General features: G+C 65.7%; 19 protein-coding genes and 1 pseudogene. 15 read left to right on the top strand and 5 right to left on the bottom strand.

Annotated features, from left to right (window positions below):
* The first annotated feature begins 17 nt into the window (after positions 1–17).
* The 9 genes from fhcD to PQR02_RS12185 all read left to right on the top strand — a co-directional run bounded on the left by fhcD (position 18) and on the right by PQR02_RS12185 (position 7,414).
* Entirely contained in the window at positions 18–977 is a 960-nt protein-coding gene (gene fhcD, locus PQR02_RS12225; protein WP_408230341.1) for a formylmethanofuran--tetrahydromethanopterin N-formyltransferase, read from the top strand.
* Positions 974–1,819 carry a formylmethanofuran dehydrogenase subunit C gene (locus tag PQR02_RS12220; RefSeq protein ID WP_408230338.1) on the top strand — a complete coding sequence of 282 codons (846 nt, stop codon included), beginning with the start codon at positions 974–976 and terminating at the stop codon, positions 1,817–1,819. The genes fhcD and PQR02_RS12220 overlap by 4 nt, the downstream gene beginning before the upstream one ends.
* An 80-nt stretch (positions 1,820–1,899) precedes the next feature.
* Positions 1,900–2,466 carry a cytochrome b gene (locus PQR02_RS12215; RefSeq protein ID WP_408230335.1) on the top strand — a complete coding sequence of 189 codons (567 nt, stop codon included), beginning with the start codon at positions 1,900–1,902 and terminating at the stop codon, positions 2,464–2,466.
* Entirely contained in the window at positions 2,463–3,479 is a 1,017-nt protein-coding gene (locus PQR02_RS12210; protein WP_408230332.1) for an alpha/beta fold hydrolase, read from the top strand. Before PQR02_RS12215 ends, PQR02_RS12210 begins: the two co-directional genes overlap by 4 nt.
* Positions 3,476–4,414: a pyrroloquinoline quinone biosynthesis protein PqqB gene (gene pqqB, locus PQR02_RS12205; RefSeq protein ID WP_408230329.1), complete on the top strand. Its 939-nt coding sequence runs from the start codon at positions 3,476–3,478 to the stop codon at positions 4,412–4,414. Before PQR02_RS12210 ends, pqqB begins: the two co-directional genes overlap by 4 nt.
* A 64-nt stretch (positions 4,415–4,478) precedes the next feature.
* Entirely contained in the window at positions 4,479–5,237 is a 759-nt protein-coding gene (pqqC, locus tag PQR02_RS12200; RefSeq protein ID WP_408230326.1) for a pyrroloquinoline-quinone synthase PqqC, read from the top strand.
* Positions 5,234–5,524 (top strand): pyrroloquinoline quinone biosynthesis peptide chaperone PqqD, encoded by a 291-nt coding sequence (pqqD, locus tag PQR02_RS12195; RefSeq protein ID WP_408230323.1) that lies wholly within the window; start codon positions 5,234–5,236, stop codon positions 5,522–5,524. Before pqqC ends, pqqD begins: the two co-directional genes overlap by 4 nt.
* 4 nt (positions 5,525–5,528) lie before the next feature.
* Positions 5,529–6,755, top strand: coding sequence for a pyrroloquinoline quinone biosynthesis protein PqqE (gene pqqE / locus PQR02_RS12190; protein WP_408230320.1), 1,227 nt, complete (start codon positions 5,529–5,531; stop codon positions 6,753–6,755).
* Positions 6,752–7,414: a response regulator transcription factor gene (locus tag PQR02_RS12185; protein ID WP_149672070.1), complete on the top strand. Its 663-nt coding sequence runs from the start codon at positions 6,752–6,754 to the stop codon at positions 7,412–7,414. The genes pqqE and PQR02_RS12185 overlap by 4 nt, the downstream gene beginning before the upstream one ends.
* Here PQR02_RS12185 and PQR02_RS12180 read toward each other — a convergent pair.
* Complete coding sequence (locus PQR02_RS12180) at positions 7,384–8,433, bottom strand: histidine kinase (RefSeq protein WP_408230316.1); 1,050 nt, start codon at positions 8,431–8,433, stop codon at positions 7,384–7,386. The two genes, PQR02_RS12185 and PQR02_RS12180, sit on opposite strands and share 31 nt — an antisense overlap.
* 179 nt (positions 8,434–8,612) lie before the next feature.
* On the opposite strand from PQR02_RS12180, the gene PQR02_RS12175 reads away from it, so the two are divergent.
* Positions 8,613–10,964, top strand: coding sequence for a TonB-dependent receptor (locus PQR02_RS12175; protein WP_408230313.1), 2,352 nt, complete (start codon positions 8,613–8,615; stop codon positions 10,962–10,964).
* A gap of 24 nt (positions 10,965–10,988) precedes the next feature.
* On the opposite strand, the gene PQR02_RS12170 is transcribed toward PQR02_RS12175, so the two are convergent.
* A complete protein-coding gene (locus PQR02_RS12170) occupies positions 10,989–12,089 on the bottom strand; it encodes a YVTN family beta-propeller repeat protein (protein ID WP_408230310.1) in 1,101 nt (366 codons plus the stop codon).
* Between the two features lie 183 nt (positions 12,090–12,272).
* Between PQR02_RS12170 and PQR02_RS12165 the strand changes: the two genes are divergently transcribed.
* The 5 genes and pseudogenes from PQR02_RS12165 (at position 12,273) to gph (ending at position 15,922) form a co-directional block, all read left to right on the top strand.
* The gene (locus PQR02_RS12165) at positions 12,273–13,058 is read left to right on the top strand and encodes an energy transducer TonB (protein ID WP_408230307.1); all 786 of its coding nucleotides are present in this window, start codon (positions 12,273–12,275) and stop codon (positions 13,056–13,058) included.
* Between the two features lie 35 nt (positions 13,059–13,093).
* Positions 13,094–13,855: a MotA/TolQ/ExbB proton channel family protein gene (locus PQR02_RS12160; RefSeq protein ID WP_408230304.1), complete on the top strand. Its 762-nt coding sequence runs from the start codon at positions 13,094–13,096 to the stop codon at positions 13,853–13,855.
* Positions 13,846–14,268: an ExbD/TolR family protein gene (locus PQR02_RS12155; protein ID WP_408230301.1), complete on the top strand. Its 423-nt coding sequence runs from the start codon at positions 13,846–13,848 to the stop codon at positions 14,266–14,268. Before PQR02_RS12160 ends, PQR02_RS12155 begins: the two co-directional genes overlap by 10 nt.
* 145 nt (positions 14,269–14,413) lie before the next feature.
* Positions 14,414–15,233, top strand: a pseudogene (locus tag PQR02_RS12150) (HAD-IA family hydrolase).
* On the top strand, positions 15,227–15,922 hold the full coding sequence (gene gph, locus PQR02_RS12145) for a phosphoglycolate phosphatase (protein WP_408230298.1): 696 nt from the start codon (positions 15,227–15,229) through the stop codon (positions 15,920–15,922). Before PQR02_RS12150 ends, gph begins: the two are co-directional and overlap by 7 nt.
* A 48-nt stretch (positions 15,923–15,970) precedes the next feature.
* On the opposite strand, the gene PQR02_RS12140 is transcribed toward gph, so the two are convergent.
* The 3 genes from PQR02_RS12140 to PQR02_RS12130 are packed head-to-tail and all read right to left on the bottom strand — an operon-like array spanning position 15,971 to position 18,999.
* A complete protein-coding gene (locus PQR02_RS12140) occupies positions 15,971–16,633 on the bottom strand; it encodes an ankyrin repeat domain-containing protein (RefSeq protein WP_408230295.1) in 663 nt (220 codons plus the stop codon).
* A gap of 15 nt (positions 16,634–16,648) precedes the next feature.
* Positions 16,649–17,269 (bottom strand): c-type cytochrome, encoded by a 621-nt coding sequence (locus PQR02_RS12135; protein WP_408230292.1) that lies wholly within the window; start codon positions 17,267–17,269, stop codon positions 16,649–16,651.
* Positions 17,266–18,999 (bottom strand): pyrroloquinoline quinone-dependent dehydrogenase, encoded by a 1,734-nt coding sequence (locus tag PQR02_RS12130; RefSeq protein ID WP_408230289.1) that lies wholly within the window; start codon positions 18,997–18,999, stop codon positions 17,266–17,268. The genes PQR02_RS12135 and PQR02_RS12130 overlap by 4 nt, the downstream gene beginning before the upstream one ends.
* Between the last annotated feature and the right edge of the window lie 39 nt (positions 19,000–19,038).

The raw sequence follows: 19,038 nt of genomic DNA, 5'->3' as shown, positions 1-19,038 counted from the left end.
CAGCTGAACCGCCCACGATGAACGCCCCGTCCACGCTCGAGATCAACGGCACCGCGATCGACGCCACCTTCGCGGAAGCCTTCCCGATGAAGGCGACGCGGCTCGTCATCACCGCGCATACGCCCACCTGGGCGATGCACGCGGCCAACTCGCTGACGGGGTTCGCCACCTCCGTGATCGGCTGCGGCTGCGAGGCCGGCGTGGAGCGCGCGCTGGCGTGCGACGAAACGCCGGACGGCCGTCCGGGTGTCGCGGTGCTGCTGTTCGCGGTGTCGTCGAAGGAACTGGCGAAGCAGATCGGGCGGCGCGTCGGGCAATCCGTGCTCACCTGCCCGAGCACCGCCGTGTTCAGCGGCATCGATCCCGCCACCAGCCGCGCGCCGCTATCGGACAACGCAGCGCTCGGCAGCGGGCTGCGCTTTTTCGGCGATGGCTGGCAGATCTCGAAGATGATCGGCACGACCCGCTACTGGCGCGTGCCGGTGATGGACGGCGAGTTCGTCTGCGAAGACACGGCGGTGACGGTCAAAGCCGTCGGCGGCGGCAACCTGCTGCTGCTCGCGCATGACCTCGGCGCCGCGCTCGCCGCCGCCGAAGCCGCCGTCGCGGCGATGCGCCGGCTGCCGAACGTGATCATGCCGTTCCCCGGCGGCATCGTCCGCTCGGGCTCGAAGATCGGCTCCCGGTATCAAGGCGCGAGCGCCTCCACCAACGACGCATTCTGTCCGAGCCTCATCGGCCTCGCCGCGCGCAGCGAACTCAGCGCGGAAGTCGGCTGTGTGCTGGAGATCGTGATCGACGGCCTCACCGATGCCGATGTCGGCGCGGCGATGACGGCCGGCATCGCTGCGGCCGCCGCGCTGGGCCGCGCGGCCGGCGTGCTGCGGATCTCCGCGGGCAACTACGGCGGCAAGCTCGGGCCGTACCACTTTCATCTGCATGCGCTTGCGGCGGGTCTCGACGGGAGCCGCGCATGAGCACGACGACCTTGCGCGTGAAAACGCCACCGGGTTTCCGGGTCGATGCCGCCGTGCTGCGGCCGGCGTCGCTGTCGAGCATGAGCGTGGCGGAGATCGAGCGCATCGTGCTGCCGTCCGGCAACGAAAGCTGCGCTGTCGGCGATGTGTTCCAGGTGTCGCACAATGGAACAGCTGTGTCACAACCGAACGCCGATGAGGACACCGCCACCCTGGTCATCGACGGCGCCGCGCCGTGGCTCGACCGCGTCGGCGCGCAGATGGACGGCGGCCATCTCGCCGTGCATGGGTCGGTCGGCGACTACAGCGGCTTCAGGATGACGGGCGGCGTTCTGCGGATCGACGGCAACGCGGGGCATTTCACCGGTTGCGAGATGCGCGGCGGCCGGCTGACTGTGACCGGCGACAGCGGCGATTTCGCCGCCGGCGCGCTGACTGGCGACATGGAAGGCATGACTGGCGGCACGCTGACGATCCATCGCAACGCGGGCGCGCGGCTCGCCGACCGCATGCGCCGCGGGCTGGTGCTGGTCGGCGGCGACGCGGGCGAATTCGCGGCCTCGCGGCTGGTGGCCGGCACCGTGGGCGTCGCGGGGCAACTGGGCTCGCATTTTGCCTATGGAATGAGGCGCGGCACGCTGCTGCTCGCGCGGCGCCCCGCTCATTTGCCGGTGACATTCACAGGCGGTGGCCATGGATTCGACGTATTCTGGTCGTTGCTCGTGCGCAGTCTCGCGGCTGAAATCGCCCCCTTTTCGCAGTGGCGCGCGGACCGCTTGCCGGTCCGCTATACGGGCGATCTCGCGGTGGACGGTAGAGGCGAAATACTGGTCGCCGGCTAAAGGCGCGCGGCCCGCCGGTCAGGCGAAATCAGATGGAAAGGGTGTTCGGCAAGACACACCAGCCACGAAAGGAGACAGGCATGACGACAGCGCATTCTCCGAACGCGAGGCCCGCTATCGACGCCGGCGCGCCACGTTATGCCGGTTCGCTGATCGCGCTGCATTGGCTGATCGCGCTTGGCATCATCGGCCTGCTCGCGGTCGGGTTCTATATGGTCGGATTGCCGAAGGGCTTGCCTGTCAAAGCGACGCTGATCAACCTGCACAAGTCGCTCGGGCTGACGGTTTTCCTGCTGGTGCTTCTGCGCATCGTGGCGCGGGCGGCCCTTCATCGGCCACCCCTGCCGCCGATGCCACCGTGGCAACGCGCCGCCGCGCGCACTACGCAGGGTCTTTTATATGTCGGCATGGTCGCGATGCCGCTTGCCGGTTATCTCGGTTCGTCGTTTAACCGCTATGGCACGCGCTTCTGGGGCATCCCCCTGCCGCAGTGGGGTTGGGACGACGCGCATTTGCGCGAGCTTTTCTTCGGCATCCACAAGGCCGTGGCATTCGTGCTGATCGCGCTGATCGTGCTGCACGTGGCCGGCGCCCTCAAGCATCAATGGATCGATCGCGACAACCTGCTCGCGAGGATGCTGCCATGACGAGGCGCGATCGGGAGCGCGGTTCGCGGCACGCATTGCCGCCGCTCGAAGCCAGCACGCTGCGCACGCGCGACGGTCATCGCGTGGCGTTCGCGGTGGCCGGCGCGGCCGGCGGCGTGCCGGTGGCGGTCCTGCACGGCGGCCCCGGCAGCGGCAGCCAGCCGGGCGCGCTGCGGCTCTTCGATCTGAGCCGCTTCCGGGTCGTGCTGATCGATCAGCGCGGCACCGGTGCATCGACGCCGCACGGCAGCGTGCGCCACAACCGCACCGACTATCTGATCGCCGATCTCGAGGCGATCCGCGCGCGGCTCGGCTTCGCCCGCTGGGGCGTGCTCGGCGGCTCGTGGGGCGCGGCGCTGGCGCTCGCGTATGCCGGGCAGTGTCCGCAATCGGTCACGGGCGTCGTGATGCGCGGACTGTTCCTCACATCCCGGCGGGAAGTTCGCGGCCTGTTCGTCACGTCCCGGCGACGCGCGCCGCGTGCGTGGTCCACATTGCGCGTCGCGGCCCGGTGCGAGCGGCCTGCCGGATTGGCCGCCCGCTGCGCCGCCGGCCTGCGATACGGCGCGAACGAAACGCGGCAACGCGCGCTCGCGCTGGCATGGCGCGGCTACGAGGACGCGGTGCTGGCGAGCGCCGCCACGCGCCGCCCGGCGCAGCCTCGCGCAAGGCAGTCGCAACGGCTCGCCCGCAAGCTCACCGGCAAATACCGGATCCAGGCTCACTACCTCGCGCATCGCTGCTGGCTTGGCGAAACCCGTCTGCTGTCACTGGCGCGCCGCGCGGCGGCGGCCGGCGTCGCGCTTGCCGCGGTGCACGGCTCACGCGATCCGGTTTGTCCGGCCAGCAATCTGCGGCGCTTCGCTCGCGCGGTTCCCGCCGCGCAGGTCGAGCTGGTGAGCGCGGGACATCTGACGAGCGACCCCGCGCTTCATGAACGCGTCGCGCGCGTGCTCGCCGCGATGTTCATCCCGACCCTTCAGGAGGGGTGCAGCATGCGCCGTGCGGCATGAAGATCAAGGTCCTCGGTTCATCGGCCGGCGGCGGCTTTCCGCAGTGGAACTGCAACTGCCGCAATTGCGACGGCGTGCGCCGCGGCACGCTGAAGGCGACGCGCCGCACGCAGTCGTCGATCGCGGTGAGCGCGAACGGCGAGGACTGGCTGCTCGTCAATGCGTCACCCGATCTGCTCGCGCAGATCGCGGCGAATCCCGAGCTGCAGCCCGCCCGCCGCGCACGCGATAGCGGCATTGCCGCCGTGCTCGTGATCGACGCGCAGATCGACCACGTCACCGGCCTGCTGATGCTGCGCGAGCGCGACACCCCCCTGCCACTCTACGCCACCGATGCGGTCTGGCAAGACCTCGGCTCCGGCTTTCCGGTCGCGCCGATCCTGTCGCACTATTGCGGCGTCGAGCATCGCCGCATCGCGCTCGACGGCGCACCGCTCGCCGTGGAGGCGCTGAACGGCGTGCGCATCGACGCGCTGCCGCTGTCGAGCAAGGCGCCGCCCTACTCGCCGCACCGGAATGCGCCCGAGCGGGGCGACAACATCGGACTCGTCTTCACGAACCAGCAATCGGGCAAGCGCCTGTTCTACGCACCGGGACTCGGCGCGATCGAAGAACCCGTGCTGGCGGCCATGCGCGAGGCCGACCTGCTGCTGGTGGACGGCACGCTATGGACCGGCGATGAAATGATCCGCCTCGGCCTGTCGAAGAAGACGGCCGCCGACATGGGACACCTGCCGCAAACAGGTTCGGGCGGCATGATCGAAACACTGGATTCGCTCGACGCGGATCGCGCCGGCAAAGCAGGCGCCATCCGCAAGGTGCTCATCCATATCAACAACACCAACCCGATCCTGATCGAGGACGGCCCCGAGCGGCGCGTGCTCACTGAACACGGAATCGAGGTGGCGTACGACGGCATGACCATCGAACTTTGAAGCGCAGAGGTGCATGGGAGCAGTGACGAGGCGCGGCAGTGAACGACAGAAAAACGGAGACGGCATGAACGCGAAAGATAGCCAAGAGACGACGCCGATGCGTGGCGCGAATGCGAACCGGACTTCAGGCGCCGAGGAGCCCGCCTGGAGCCGCGACGAGTTCGAAGCACAGTTGCGCGCGAAAGGCACCGCCTATCACATTCATCACCCATTCAACGTAAAGATGAATAGCGGCGGCTGCTCGCGCGAACAGATTCGCGGCTGGGTCGCGAACCGTTTCTACTATCAGATCAACATTCCGCTGAAGGACGCGGCGATCCTGTCGAACTGTCCGGACCGCGAGACGCGCCGCCGCTGGGTGCTGCGCATTCTCGACCATGACGGTTACGACGGCGCGGAAGGCGGCATCGAAACATGGGCGCGTCTCGCGGACGCAGTCGGTCTGTCGCGCGACGAACTCTGGTCGCTCGAACAGGTGACGCCGGGCGTGCGTTTCGCCGTCGATGCCTATGTGAATTTCGCGCGCCGCGCGCCGTGGCAGGAATCGGTCTGCTCGTCGCTTACGGAGATGTTCGCGCCTCAGGTTCATCGCGACCGGCTCGCGAGCTGGCCGGAACATTATCCGTGGATCGAACCTGCGGGCCTCGCTTATTTCCGCTCGCGCATTTCGCTCGCACAACGCGACGTAGAGCACGGGCTCGAAGTCACGCTCGCGCATTTCACGCGACGCGACCAGCAGGAACGGGCGCTCGAGATCCTGCAGTTCAAGCTCGACATTCTGTGGACCATGCTGGACTCGATCGAAAAGGCGTTCCCGCAATGAACGACATGACACGCGCCGGCGGCGCCGCGCAAGCCGCCATTCCGTTGACGATCGCGAGGCCGTTTCGCCTGCAGTGGGAACCCGCGCAGAACGCGCATGTGCTGCTTTACCCCGAGGGGATGGTGAAGCTCAATCAAAGCGCGGGGGAAATTCTCAAACGCTGTGACGGCACGCGCGACATGGACACGCTGATCGCCGAGCTGGAACAGGCGTTCAATACCACCGGGCTCGGCACCGAAGTGCGGGCCTTCATTGCCGACGCGCATGGGCGCGGCTGGCTGGAGTAGCGCGATGACCGATCTCTCGCAACCGGCCGCCGGCGTTGAACCCGGCGACACCGCCGCCAGCGTGCCGCCGCCGCTGTGGCTGCTCGCGGAACTGACCTATCGGTGTCCGCTGCACTGCGCGTTCTGCTACAACCCGCTCGACTATACGGATCACAGCCGCGAACTCAGCACCGCGCAATGGATCGACGTGCTACGCGAAGCGCGCGCGCTCGGCGCGGTGCAACTCGGCTTTTCGGGCGGCGAGCCGCTCGTGCGCGACGACGTCGAAGTGCTGGTGGAGGAGGCGCATAAGCTCGGCTTCTATACGAATCTGATCACTTCCGGTGTCGGCCTCACCGACCAGCGGCTCGGCGATCTGAAGGATGCCGGTCTCGACCACATCCAGTTGTCGTTTCAGGATTCGACGCAGCAGTTGAACGACTTCCTGAGCAGCACGCGCACCTTCGAGCTGAAACAGCGCGTCGCCGCTTCGATCAAACGGCACGGCTTTCCGATGGTGCTCAACTGCGTGCTGCATCGCTATAACCTGCCGCACGTCGGCAAGATCATCGACATGGCGTTGGCGATGGGCGCCGAATATCTGGAACTTGCGAACACGCAGTATTACGGCTGGGCGCACGCGAACGAGGCGCAATTGATGCCGACGCGCGAGCAGCTCGAAGAAGCCGAAGCGGTGGTCGCGCACTATCGCCGCACGCACGGCGAGCGCTGCAAGATTTTCTTCGTCGTGCCGGACTACTTCGAGCGCCGCCCAAAGCGTTGCATGAACGGCTGGGGCGCGGTCTTTCTCGGCGTCGCGCCGGACGGCGCCGCCCTGCCCTGTCACGCCGCGCGCGGCCTGCCGGGCCTGACGCTGCCGAACGTGAAAGAGACGCCCTTGCGCGAGATCTGGTACGAAAGCGATGCGTTCAACCGCTTTCGCGGCTTGCACTGGCTCAAGGAACCTTGCCGCAGTTGCGAGGAAAAAGAACACGACCTGGGCGGCTGCCGCTGCCAGGCCTACCTGCTCACGGGCGACGCGGCCAACGCCGACCCCGTATGCGACAAGTCGCCGTTTCACGAGACCGTGGTGAAGGTCGTGCAACGCGCGGCCTCGGCGTCGGCAGCGGCCGCCGTGGCGCGCGAACAGCCCATCCTGTTTCGTAACGACGCCAACTCGCGCAAGCTCGCTGCCGCCGACCGCGAGCCCGACGTCACGATCATCAGCGGCGGCAACGGAGCCAAACCATGACTGCGGGAACCATCTCCGTCCTGCTCGTCGACGACCATGCGGTCGTGCGCGAAGGCTACCGGCGTCTGCTCGAGCTGAACTCCGACGTGCAGGTGTGCGGCGAGGCCGCCGATGCCGCGCAGGCTTATCAGCGCTTCTGCGCGTTGCGGCCCGATGTGGTCGTGATGGATGTGTCGCTGCCGGGTGCGAGCGGCATCGAAGCCATGCGGCGTATGCTCGCGCGCGAGCCGGACGCGCGCGTGCTGATCTTCAGCGTGCATGAGGAATCGATCTTCGTGCGCCGTGCGCTCGATGCCGGCGCGCTCGGCTACGTGACCAAGGCCAGCGCGCCCGATGTGCTGGTCGAAGCGGTGCGCTCCATCGCCCGGCGCTCGGGCTACCTGAGCCCGGATGTCTCGCAGGCGCTGGCGATGCGCACGGCCTTCAACGAAGGACCGCCCGGGCGCCAGCTATCGGCCCGCGAGTTCGAGGTGCTGCGTCTGCTCGTGCAGGGTTATACGCTGCCGAGCATCGCCGAGAAGCTGGGGTTGAGTCAGAAGACGGTGGCCAATCATCAATCCGTGATCCGGCAAAAGTTCGGCGCCGACAACGGCGTCCAGCTCGCGCAGATGGCGAGCCGGCTCGGACTTCAGTTCACGGGTTCGGCGAGCCCTGCGTGAGCGGGCACGCGCGCACAGAACAGAAAACCGCCATGCGGCTTGCTCGCCACATGAAATTCGCCGCCGAGCGCTTCGACGCGCTCGCGCATGCCGATCAGTCCGAGTCCCGCGCGCGGCTTCGTGAGATCCGTGCCGGGACCGTCGTCGGCCATGGTCACCACGATTTCGTCGATCGGCCCCTGAGGCGCGCGCGCGCCCGGCGTTTCTCGCGGCGCGCGCACCATAAACACTTCCACGCGTGAGCGGCGCGCGAACTTCGACACATTCGTCAGCCCTTCCTGCACGAGCCGGTAGAGCGTGATGGTGAGCGCTTCGCTCAGGCCGCTGAAATCCCCTTCTATCGTCAACGAGAACGAAGCGTCGGGCAGACGCTCGCGCCAGCCGTCGACGCAATGTTCGAGTGCGCTCGGCAAGCCGAACTCGTCGAGGCCGATGGGCCGCAAGCGGCGGATCATGTCGCCGATCTCCCGGTAGACGTGACTCGCACTCTGAATCAGCCCCATGGCGACCCGGTGGATCTCCGGCTCGCGCGCGCTGGACAGATCGCGGATGCGTGCGGCGTCGAGCGCGATGGCATTCAGGTACTGGCCCAGTTCATCGTGGAGTTCGCGCGCCATGTGACGGCGCTCGAGTTCCTGCGCCTGCAGCGCCTGATTGGCGAGACGCCGGTTGTCGGCGAGCAGCCGTTCGGCCTGCTCTTCCAGCATGCGGCGATGGTTCAACTCGCGGCGCGCGTCGCGGTAGCGGCGCCACGCGAACCAGGCAAGGCCGATCGACAGCACGCAGAGCGTGCCCGGCAATTCGTCGAGCTGGAAGCGCTCCATGCCGCGCGTGAACCGGTAGGCCCGTTCGCTGATATCGAACGCGGCGCCGAGCACCGCCGCCAGCGCGGTCACGGCGACGACCCATGCGAGATCGCGCCATATCGTCGAATGCGGCGGCGACGGTGGCGCCGATTGTGGCGGCGATTGTGGCGACATGCGGCCAGCAGAGGATGAGTGGATCGGGTCGGTTGACATGACGTTTGCATTCTACCCAGCGCAATCGCGCGCAGGAGTTTTGCGCGGCTTTTGGGAACGCTTCCCTGGCAGATCGGGAAAAGCTCCCGCGCGGCTTACAGCCACGTATGCGAAGCTTTACACACACATCAAAGAACGCGCTATGCGCGCGAGTATATCGAGGCGGCAGGAGACAAACGATGAGCATGCGATCACAGGCACGCCGCAAACGCCGCCTTCAGCGGCGCACCGGCATCATCCTCTGTGTTGGCAGCGCCCTCGCCAGCCTGTGCGCGGCAGCATGGGCGCAAGCCGAGCCGGCGGCGGCGGCATCGGCGCCCGCAAGCGCAGCGCCCGATACCCCCGCAACCAACGCCGCCCCGCTCACGACGCTCGCGCCGATTGTCGTGGTGGGCACCACGCCGCTGCTCGGCATCGGCACGCCGCTCACGCAGGTGCCGGCCAATGTGCAGACCGTTCACGCAGCGGATCTCGCCACCCAGCATCGCAGCACGATCACCGATTACCTGGCGAAGAATCTGCCGAGCGTCGATATCGCCGACGCGCAGGGCAATCCGTATCAGATGAACCTCACCTATCGCGGCTTCACCGCGTCGCCGCTGCTGGGCACGCCGCAGGGTCTATCGGTGTTCGTCGACGGCGTGCGGGTGAACGAGCCGTTCGGCGACGTGGTGAACTGGGACCTGATTCCGCAGCAGGCCATCGACACGATCCAGCTGATTCCCGGCTCGAATCCGACCTATGGGTTCAATACGCTCGGCGGCGCGATCTCGATCACCACGAAAAACGGCAAGGACAATCCGGTCGGCGAGGCCGAAGTGTCCGGGGGATCGTGGGGCCGCAAGACCGCGCAGATCGAACAGGGCGGCACCGCCGGCCACAACCTCGACTACTATTTCACCGCCAACGCCGCGAACGACAACGGCTGGGCCGAGCAGAACTCGAGCCGCGTGCGGCAGGTGTTCGGCAAGCTGCGCTATACCGCCGCCGATACCACGCTGTCGTTGTCCGCGGGTGGCGCCGATAACAATCTGCATGGCACGCAAACCATTCCGCGCTCGTTCCTCAACAATTTCAAGCAGCCCTACACGTATCCCGACCAGAATCAGAACAGCGTCGGTTATGTGACGCTCGCGGGCGACCATTACTTCAACGACCATGTCGAACTGAGCGGCAACGCGTACTACCGGCACTTCCGCAACGCCAATACCAGCAGCAACGTCAACGATGATTTCGGCACGGTGGACGAGGACGGCAACGTCGATACCTTGCAGGCGACCAACGAGAAGTCGGTCGTGTCGACCGACGGCTACGGCGCGAGCCTGCAACTCACGCTGCTCGGCAAACTCGGCGGCATGGAAAACCAGTTGATCGCGGGCATGGCCGTCGATGTCGCCAATTCGCACTTCACGCAATCGTCGCAGGATGCGGCTTTCACCGATTCGCGCGCGGCGGTCGGCATCGGCGACTTCGTGCAGCAGACCGACGCGCGCACGCACAACACCAACTACGGCGTCTATCTGTCGGACACGCTGTCGCTCACGCCGCACTGGTCGTTGACGCTCGCGGGGCGCTACAACTGGGCCGAAGCCACGATCGGCGATGAGAGCGGCGTGCAGCCCGGGTTGGACGGCCACCATACCTTTTCGCGTTTCAACCCGGCCATCGGCATCAACTGGAATCCGACGCCGGCTTTGACGGCCTACACCACCTATAACGAAGGCATGCGTTCGCCGACCGCGATCGAACTGGCCTGCGCCGATCCGGCCGCGCCGTGTTCGCTGCCGAACGACTTCATCTCCGACCCCGATCTCAAGCCGGTGATCTCGAAGACCTATGAAATAGGCGCGCGCGGCCATATCAACGCGGCCACCACCTGGAGCGCCGCCGCGTACAGCACGACGCTCGACGACGATATCCAGTTCATCAGCAGCAATGGCGCGGGGAGTTCGCTAGGGTTTTTCCAGAACGTCGGACGCACGCGCCGGCAAGGCGTCGAACTGGCCGGCCAGACGAAGTTCGGTCCGCTCGCCGTGGCCGCGAGCTACAGCTACGTCGACGCCACCTACCAGTCCACCTGGACCGAAAGCAGCCCCAGCAACTCCAGTGCCGACGCAAACGGCAATATCACCGTCAAGCCGGGCAACCATATTCCGGGAATCCCCGCGACCACCGTCAAGCTGCGGCTCGACTACTCGGCCACGGCGAAATGGCGGATCGGCACGAACCTCACCTGGCGCGGCAGCATCTACGCGCAGGGCGACGAAAACAACCAGGATGCGAACGGCAGGATCTCCGGCTATCTGCTGATCGATATGGACACGTCCTACCAGGTGACGAAGCAACTACAGGTGTTCGCCTCCGTGACCAACCTGCTCGACAAGCGCTACGCCAGCTTCGGCGCACTGGGTCAGAACTTCTTCAACGGACCGAACCATACCTTCGACGGCGCGAACCCGGTCAACGAACAATTTGTCGGACCGGGTGCGCCACGCGGCATGTGGGTGGGGTTGCGCTATGCGTGGAAATAGCGCCGCCGCGCAACATGACGCCGGTCAATGCGATTCGATCGAGCCGTCGCTGTGCGGATACGTGACGATGCCCCATGCGAGCGGCAAGTCGCCGATCTGCTTGATCGGCTGATAGGTCTTTGCGTCGAGCACATAGACCGCATCGGAGCGCCCGCACGCCACCATCAGCTTCGCGCCGTCCGGCGTGAAGCTGAAGTGCCAGCACCGCTGCCCGACGGGCACGTCGGCGATGTGCTCATACGTGTGGCCGTCGAACACCTGGACCGTCTTGTCGCGCGCCGCGGCAACGAAAAGCCGCTGCCCGTCCGGGCCGAACGCCACGCCATACGGTCCGAGTTTGGTATCGACCGTCTTGACGACTTCAAAACTGTGCGCGTCGATCACGACCAGCTTGCTGAGCGACTCCAGCGTGACCACATAGTGCCTGCCATCGGGCGACAGGCGGATGCCACGCGGGCGGCCGCCGGCGGCAAGCTTCACCGTTCTGACCGGCGCCCCCGTGCGCGCGTGATAAACCGACACCGTATCGTCGCCTTCGTTGGTCACGAGCATCGTCTGGCCGTCGCGCGAGAATTCGATGCCTTCGGTTTCGTGACCGCTCGTCACCGAGCGGATCACGCGCCACGTTTTCATATCGACGATCGCGATTTCCGCGGGCGGCTTGTTGGCATCGTCGTCGTCCGCCCCGGGTTTGCCGTCCGGCTTGCCGCCAGCCTTGCCGTCCGCTTTGGCTCCCGGCGGTCCGCCGTCCTCGCCCGGCTCGTACGTCACGTAGGCGTAGCCGTTGTGCACCCGCACATACTCGGGATTCTTGCCGATCTTCACGCGCTGCACGACCTTGCCCGATGCCGTGTCGATCACCGCCAGATCGCCCGTGTTCTTGTTGGCAACCAGAAGACGTGTGCCATCCGCATTCAGGCTCAGGCCGCGCGGGCCGTCCGCGCCTACCGGAAACGTTTTTGCGAGCGTCATCTGATCGAGATCGATCACCCCGACGCCGGCCTTCTCGCTCGTCACATAGGCAAGCGGCGCGGCGGCATGCGCGGCGCTCGCCGCCACGATGAGCGTGGCAGCCAGCGCGATGCTACGGCGTGGGCTTCTGATGGGAATCTGTGTCTCCAGCATTGTTGTACTCCGTGGTGAAAGCGCTGCGCCGCGACAGCTCGCGTCATCCATTCAAAGTATCCCACCGGGTGATTGTTTGACAACGAACATCGGGCGGGAGAATTTCCCGAATTGACTCACGCCGGCAGCCGCTGGTTCTAAAACCCTGGACGCGGGAGGACAATGAATGTGGAGGTGGCAGCGATGCTGCAAATTGCTATGGCGAACCGTGAACCCCCTACGATTGCCGCGACGGGCTACCGTCGTGCGGTGATCGTGCTGGGCGCTGTGATCTGCGCGCATGTGGTTTTGCTGGCCGTGATGATGGCGTCACGCGACAGAACGGTCGAGCGGCCTGTCGAACCGCGAACGGTCACCGCCGTGCTGTTGAGCCCTGAGCCCGAACCGCCGATACCGGCCACGCCTGCAACGCCTGCTACGCCCGCCGCGATCGTGCCGCCGACACCGCCGGTCGCACGCCCTGCCGTTCGCATCAAACCATCGCCTCAGCCTCAGCCTCAGCCTCAGCCTCAGCCTCGCCCGCGCGTGCCGCGCAGCGTCGCGACGCCTGCGCCGGAGGCACCGAGCCAGAACGCCGCCATGCCGCCTGCCGCTCCACAAGCGGCCCCCGCTCCCGCGATACCTTCGCCCGCGGCGCCGACAACAACGTCCGCCCCCGCCGCCGAACGCACGACGCCCGCATCGACTGCGCCGAAAAATGTCTCGCATGTCGATTGCACGATTCCGAAGCCGGACTATCCCGAGATATCGAAGCGGCGCAGCGAGAGCGGCACCGCTGTCGTGCGCTTCGTCGTGGGTCTTGGCGGCGGTATCGAAACGATGCAACTGCAAAAGAGCAGCGGCTATGAGCGGCTCGACGAAGCCGCGCTCGCCGCTGTCCACGGCAGCGTCTGCCGGCCGTATAGCGAGAACGGCACCGTGGTTCGTGCCGCGTATTCACAGTCGTTCGTCTTCGGGCTGACCGACTAACTCCGCCACCGAGTCAAAGGACAGAGGAAACGACCATGCAACATTACGGACTCGCAAATGTCTGGGAATCCGGCGATCTGATCACACGCGGCATTCTGAGCGTGCTGGTGATCATGTCGGTCATGTCGTGGACGGTCATCATCACCAAGCTACTGCAGGTGATGCGGCTGCGGCGCGTCACCCGTCAGAGCGACGCGCGCTTCTGGAGCGCGGACCGCTTCGATGACGGATTACGCAGTCTCGGTCATCCGGAGTCGACAGCGCGCGACAATCCGCTGCTCGCCCTCGCGCTCGCGGGCCACGAAGCGGCGACGCACCATCGGCAGACCCAGCAGCATCTGCACGACCGTATCGACGTATCCGACTGGATCACCCGCCGCTTGCAGGACACGATGGACGAAACGATCGCGCGCCTGCAAAGCGGCCTCGCGATCCTTGCGTCGATCGGCAGCACGGCACCCTTTGTCGGGCTGTTCGGCACCGTCTGGGGTATCTACCATGCGCTGATCGTGATCGGCGAGACCGGCCAGACCTCCATCGACCACGTGGCGGGACCGGTCGGCGAGTCACTGATCATGACGGCTTTCGGCCTCTTCGTCGCGATTCCCGCCGTGCTCGGCTACAACGGGCTGACGCGCGCCAACAGGTCGATCGTCGCGCGCCTGAAGCGTTTTGCGCACGGACTGCATGCGTACTTCGTGACCGGCTCCCAATTGCCTTCGAGCGCCGGTCCGGAGATGCGCGTCGTGCCGCGCAGCGGCAGCGCAAGCCGTGATGGAGACTTCAGATGGCAATGAGCCCGTTCTCCGACGACGACGAACAGGGGCTGATGAACGAGATCAACATGACGCCGCTGGTCGACGTCATGCTGGTGTTGCTGATCATCTTTCTCGTCACCATTCCCGCCATGCAACACGCGGTGAGGATCGAGCTTCCCCGGGCGAGCAGCCAGCCTGAAGCAGTCAAACCCGCCCATGTGGACCTCGCGGTGCAAGCAGACGGTTCGATTCTCTGGGACGGTCATGCCGTGACCGACGACGGATTGCGCGCGCGCATCGCCCAGGCGGCCCATGCAACACCTCAGCCGGAACTGCATTTGCGTGCCGACCGGAAAGTGCCTTATGAGCGCATCGCGGATGTGATGTCGGCCGTCCAGACTGGCGGACTGACGATGATCGGCTTCGTGACCAACCCTCAGCCCAGAAAATAGCGCGGCGCCTCGCACGCTCATCGCGGTGCGAGCACCCAAAGAGTGGCTTATCGGCGGCGAAAGAATCTCTGAATTCAAATCGGCCGGTGGCTCCGCTATCGTGATGCGTGTCTGAACGGCATCTCACCCTGGCGAGGAGCGCACGATGCAAGCCCTTATCTTCGACGTCGACGGCACGCTCGCCGACACCGAGACCGCACATCTGCAAGCCTTCAATGCCGCATTTGCAGAGGCGGGGCTCGACTGGTTCTGGGACGAGGCGCTTTACACACGCCTTCTCAAGGTGGCCGGCGGCAAGGAACGCCTGCTTCACTACTGGCGCATGGTCGAACGGCAAGCAGCCGATGGCGCGAACGCGCTGGCAGTAATCGAGACTGTCCACGCGCTCAAGACCCGCCACTACACCGAACGGGTGCGCGCCAGCGGCTTGCCGCTGCGCCCCGGCATCGCGCGTTTGATGGCAGAGGCGCAGGCGGCCGGCGTCAGGGTGGCCATCGCGACGACGACCACACCCGCCAATCTGGACGCCTTGCTGCAAGTCCATTTCGGAGCGGCCTGGCGCACGCGCTTCGCGGCAATCGGCGACGCCGGCACGACGCGCGCAAAGAAGCCCGCCCCCGACGTCTACCACCATGTGCTCGAGCAGCTCGCTCTGCCAGCCGCGGCCTGTCTTGCCTTCGAGGACTCCCGCAACGGTTTGCTTGCGGCGCGCGCCGCGCAGGTTCCGACCATCGTCACGCCGACCGCGTACACATCGCAGGACTGCTTTGATGGCGCGCTGGCCGTGCTGCCTCACCTCGGCGATCCGCACACGCCGATCCTTCAGCCTGTGCGCGGCGGAACCGCATCGCTGGGTGGATCTGCAGACGCTGCGCCGCTGGCATCGGGACGCTGCGCCACTGGCCGATTCGATGCCGCGCGTGGCGCCGCACGCGCATCAACCGGAGGCAAGCTCGCCATGGTAACGGGCCGCCGCTTCGATGCCGTGCTGATCGATCTGGACGGCACGATGGTCGACACCGCACCGGACATCGTCGCGGCCGTCAGCCGTATGCTGGAGAACTTCGGCACAATCCCATTGCCATTCGACACGGTGAGCGGGTTCATCGGCAACGGCGTGCCGAATCTCGTGCGACGCTCGCTGGAAGCGGCCGGCATCGACCAGCGGTTCGAGATCGGGCGGGCTCTGCGCGTGTTCGAACAGCACTATACCGATACGAACGGACAGTTGGGCAGCGTATTTCCCGGCGTGAGAGCCGGGCTGCGCGAATTGCGGGAGCAAGGTTACCGCAGCGCCTGCGTGACCAACAAACCCCAGGCGCTGGCCGCTTCGCTACTGGCGAGGACTGGCCTCGGCAACTATCTGGACGTGCTGGTCGCGGGCGACACGTTAGCCAGCATGAAGCCCTCTCCCGAGCCCCTCTGGCACGCCTGCCGCCTGCTCGATGCCGACCCCGCGCGTTGCGCGCTGGTCGGCGATTCGCCTGTCGACGTCGCAGCGGCGCGAGCAGCGGGCCTGCCGGTAGTCATCGTCAGCTATGGCTATGCCGGAGAGAGCGGTGCCCAGGCATTGCGCTGCGATGCGCTGATCGACTCGTTCGAAGCATTACCGGCGATTCTCGCGCAGGAGCGGCATCTCGCACCCGCTAAATAACGGCAAGGTTGCAAAACCCCATGTTCCGACCTCGTAGAACTGCCGTGACTAGCCCGCGGACAAGAGCCCCGTAACCCGATCCGATTTCGTCTGCACCGCGATATCTTTCGCCGTCATGCCCCGGTTATCCTTCAACGACCGGTTCGCGCCGCGCGCGAGCAGCAACTGGACGGTCTCCGCGCGATCGTATCCCGCGGCCCACATCAGCGCAGTGAGATCGTTCTTGTAGGTCCGGTTCACGTCCACGCCGGCGTCGAGCAACCGGCTCACGATCTTCGTTCGCCCCTCGCCGGCCGCATACTCCATGGCGGTCTTGCCGACGCGATCCGTCGCGAGAGGGTCCGCACCATGCGCCAGCAGGAGCGCCACGATCTCGTCGAAGCCGCCGTATGCCGCAGCCATCAATGGCGTGACGCCTGGCGCGCTCGCGTGCTGGACGTTCGCGCCGCGTTCGATCAGCGTGCGCGCCATCGCCGCGTCGCCTTTTTTGCACGCGGTGATCAACGCCGTGTCGCCGATGCGGTTCATCGAGTCGACTGCCGCGCCGCGTTGAAGTGCCGAGGCAAGCGCCTGCTGGTCGCCGTCTTTCGCGGCGGCAAGCAGCTGACGGTTGGTTTCCCCGTCTCCCTGCGCCAGCGCGGGCACGCACGCGCCGAATGCGCCCGCAAGCAAGACGGCAGTCGCGATACGGCGGGTGAGCGTCTCTTTCATGGTGTCTGCTCCGGGCTACTGGAGATTGTTGATGTAGGCGGCCAGATTGCGGATGTCTTCGTCGGTCAGATTGCGCGTCACGCTGGCCATGTTGCCCCCGTCGTTGGTCCGCGTGTGCGAGCGGAAGTCCTGCAATTGCTTGACGATATACGCATACGGTTGACCGGTGACACGCGGAATCTCGTTCTGGCCGGAAAAGCCTCCCTGGTGGCACATCGTGCAAAGTACTTCGGCGGCTTTCTTCCTTCCGGCTTCGATGCTCGCGTTATCCGACTTGAACCGGACGGGCACGAGCTTTTGCGCGGCAAAGTAGTCGGCAAGATCCTGCATGTCCTCGCGCGACAGGTTGGCCGCCGCGGGTGACATGCGCGGATCGCTGCGCCGTCCTTCCTTGAAGTCCCTCAGTTCAAGGTAGAGATAGCGCGCATTTTGACCTGCAAGAATAGGACAGTCGGGTTCGGTCGAATTGCCCATCGGTCCATGACAGGCCACGCACACCTGCGCTTTCGCCTTGCCCGCGTCGGCGTCGGCGCGCGCGGGCAACGGCAGCCATGCGGCTGCGAACCAGCCGCATAGAACGGCCACCCATACCCGGCGCGTCGAACCGCGCGTTCCCCGCAGCGCCGCTGCCCTCATGGCAACGCGAATACCATCACGCTGTTGCCGCGCTTGAAGTCGAGCTGCGTATTGCCGCCCGCCGCGACCGCGACGTACTGCTTGCCGTGCACCGTGTACGACACGGCAGGCGCGTTGACGCCCGCGCCGCACTGGAACTCCCAGAGCTTCTTGCCGTTCGCCGAGTCGAACGCGCGGAACAGGCCATTGCCTTCGCCGTTGAACACGAGGCCACCCGCGGTGGCGAGCACGCCGCCGATGAGCGGCTGCTCGGTCTTGTAATCCCACGCGACCTTACCCGTGTCGACGTTCACGGCGGACAGCTTGCCCCACTGCTGCTCGGACGGAATCACCTTGAACGCACCGCCCAGCCATAGCTTGCTGCCGCCCGGATAGGCTGCGTCCTCGACCTGATAGGTCATCGGCTGATGCAGATTGGCCGCGTAGACGAGGCGCGTGTGCGGATCGAACGCCATCGGCGACCACTCGACCCCGCCGTTCGCGCCCGGCAGCATGCGCGCGCCGGCGGCGGTCGGCAACGTCCACATGTTTTCTTGCGGAATCATGGCCTGCGAATAGCGGATCAGCCGTCCGGTGGCGCGATCATGAACGTACACGTGACCGGTCTTGCCGCCATGCACGATGCCCGGAATCATCTTGCCGTCGTTGTCGCGCACGTCGATCAGAATGGGCGGGCTCACTGCGTCCAGGTCCCACACGTCATGCGGCACGTACTGGTAGTGCCATTTGTATTTGCCGGTGTCCAGATCGATCGCGACGAGCGAATCCGTATAGAGATTGTCTCCCGGCCGGATCGCACCATACAGATCCGGCGACGGATTGCCCACGACGAAGTACACCGTGTGCGTCTGGCGGTCGATTGCGGGCGTCATCCAGACTCCGCCGCCGAGCGTCTTGTAGAAGTCGCCACCCTTTGCGGCAAGCTGCTTTTTCTCCGCGTCGATGTCGCGCTTTTCGTCGCGGCCGGTCGCGTCTTTCGTGGCCCACGCGCCTTCCTGGCCGGTCTCCGGAATCGTGTAGAAGGTCCACAGCAATTGGCCGGAATTCGCATCGAACGCTTTGACGAAGCCGCGAATGCCATACTCACCGCCGTTCGTGCCGACAAGCACCTTGCCGTCGACCACCGCTGGCGCCATCGTTTCCGAGTAGCCCTGATCGGGGTCCGCGATCTCGCTTTGCCACACTACGTTGCCGGTTTTGGCGTCGAGCGCGACGAGTTTGGAATCGAGGGTGCCCATATAGAGCCGGTCACCCGAAATGGCCACGCCGCGATTGTTGGGCCCGCAACAGAACGTCGTGACCGGACCCATCTTGTGCTTGTAATGCCAGAACTCCTTGCCCGTTGCCGCATCGAGTGCGTATACGTGGTTGAACGACGTGGTAATGAACATCACGCCGTTCGATACGATCGGCGCCGTTTCCATCGACTCGTTGACAGCGGTCTGAAAGATGAACACCGGCCTGAGCTTCGACACGTTCGTCTTGTTGATTTGCGCGCCCTGGTAATAACGCGTCTGCGCGTAAGAGCCGTTCGAATGCAGCCAGTCGGCTGGCGTGGCGGCCGCGCGGTCGAGCTGTTCCTGGCTCACGGCTCGCAGCGTCGACGGCACCGGCGAGGTCGTGGTCGTCGATCTGCTCTGAACTTCGTCTGCGGCGTATGCCGCTGGCAAGCCCAACGCGATGGCAAGCAGCGGCAGGCCGACGGCACCTTGAATGCGGTTGAATGGCATGAATGTCTCCTTGGCTTTTTATTGCTTTCAAGCGTTTTA

This window comes from Paraburkholderia sediminicola (assembly GCF_046026895.1).
GTDB classification, from domain to species: domain Bacteria; phylum Pseudomonadota; class Gammaproteobacteria; order Burkholderiales; family Burkholderiaceae; genus Paraburkholderia; species Paraburkholderia sediminicola_C.
Note: the sequence above shows the minus strand (reverse complement) of the source record. Positions and strands in the feature narration are given on the sequence as shown.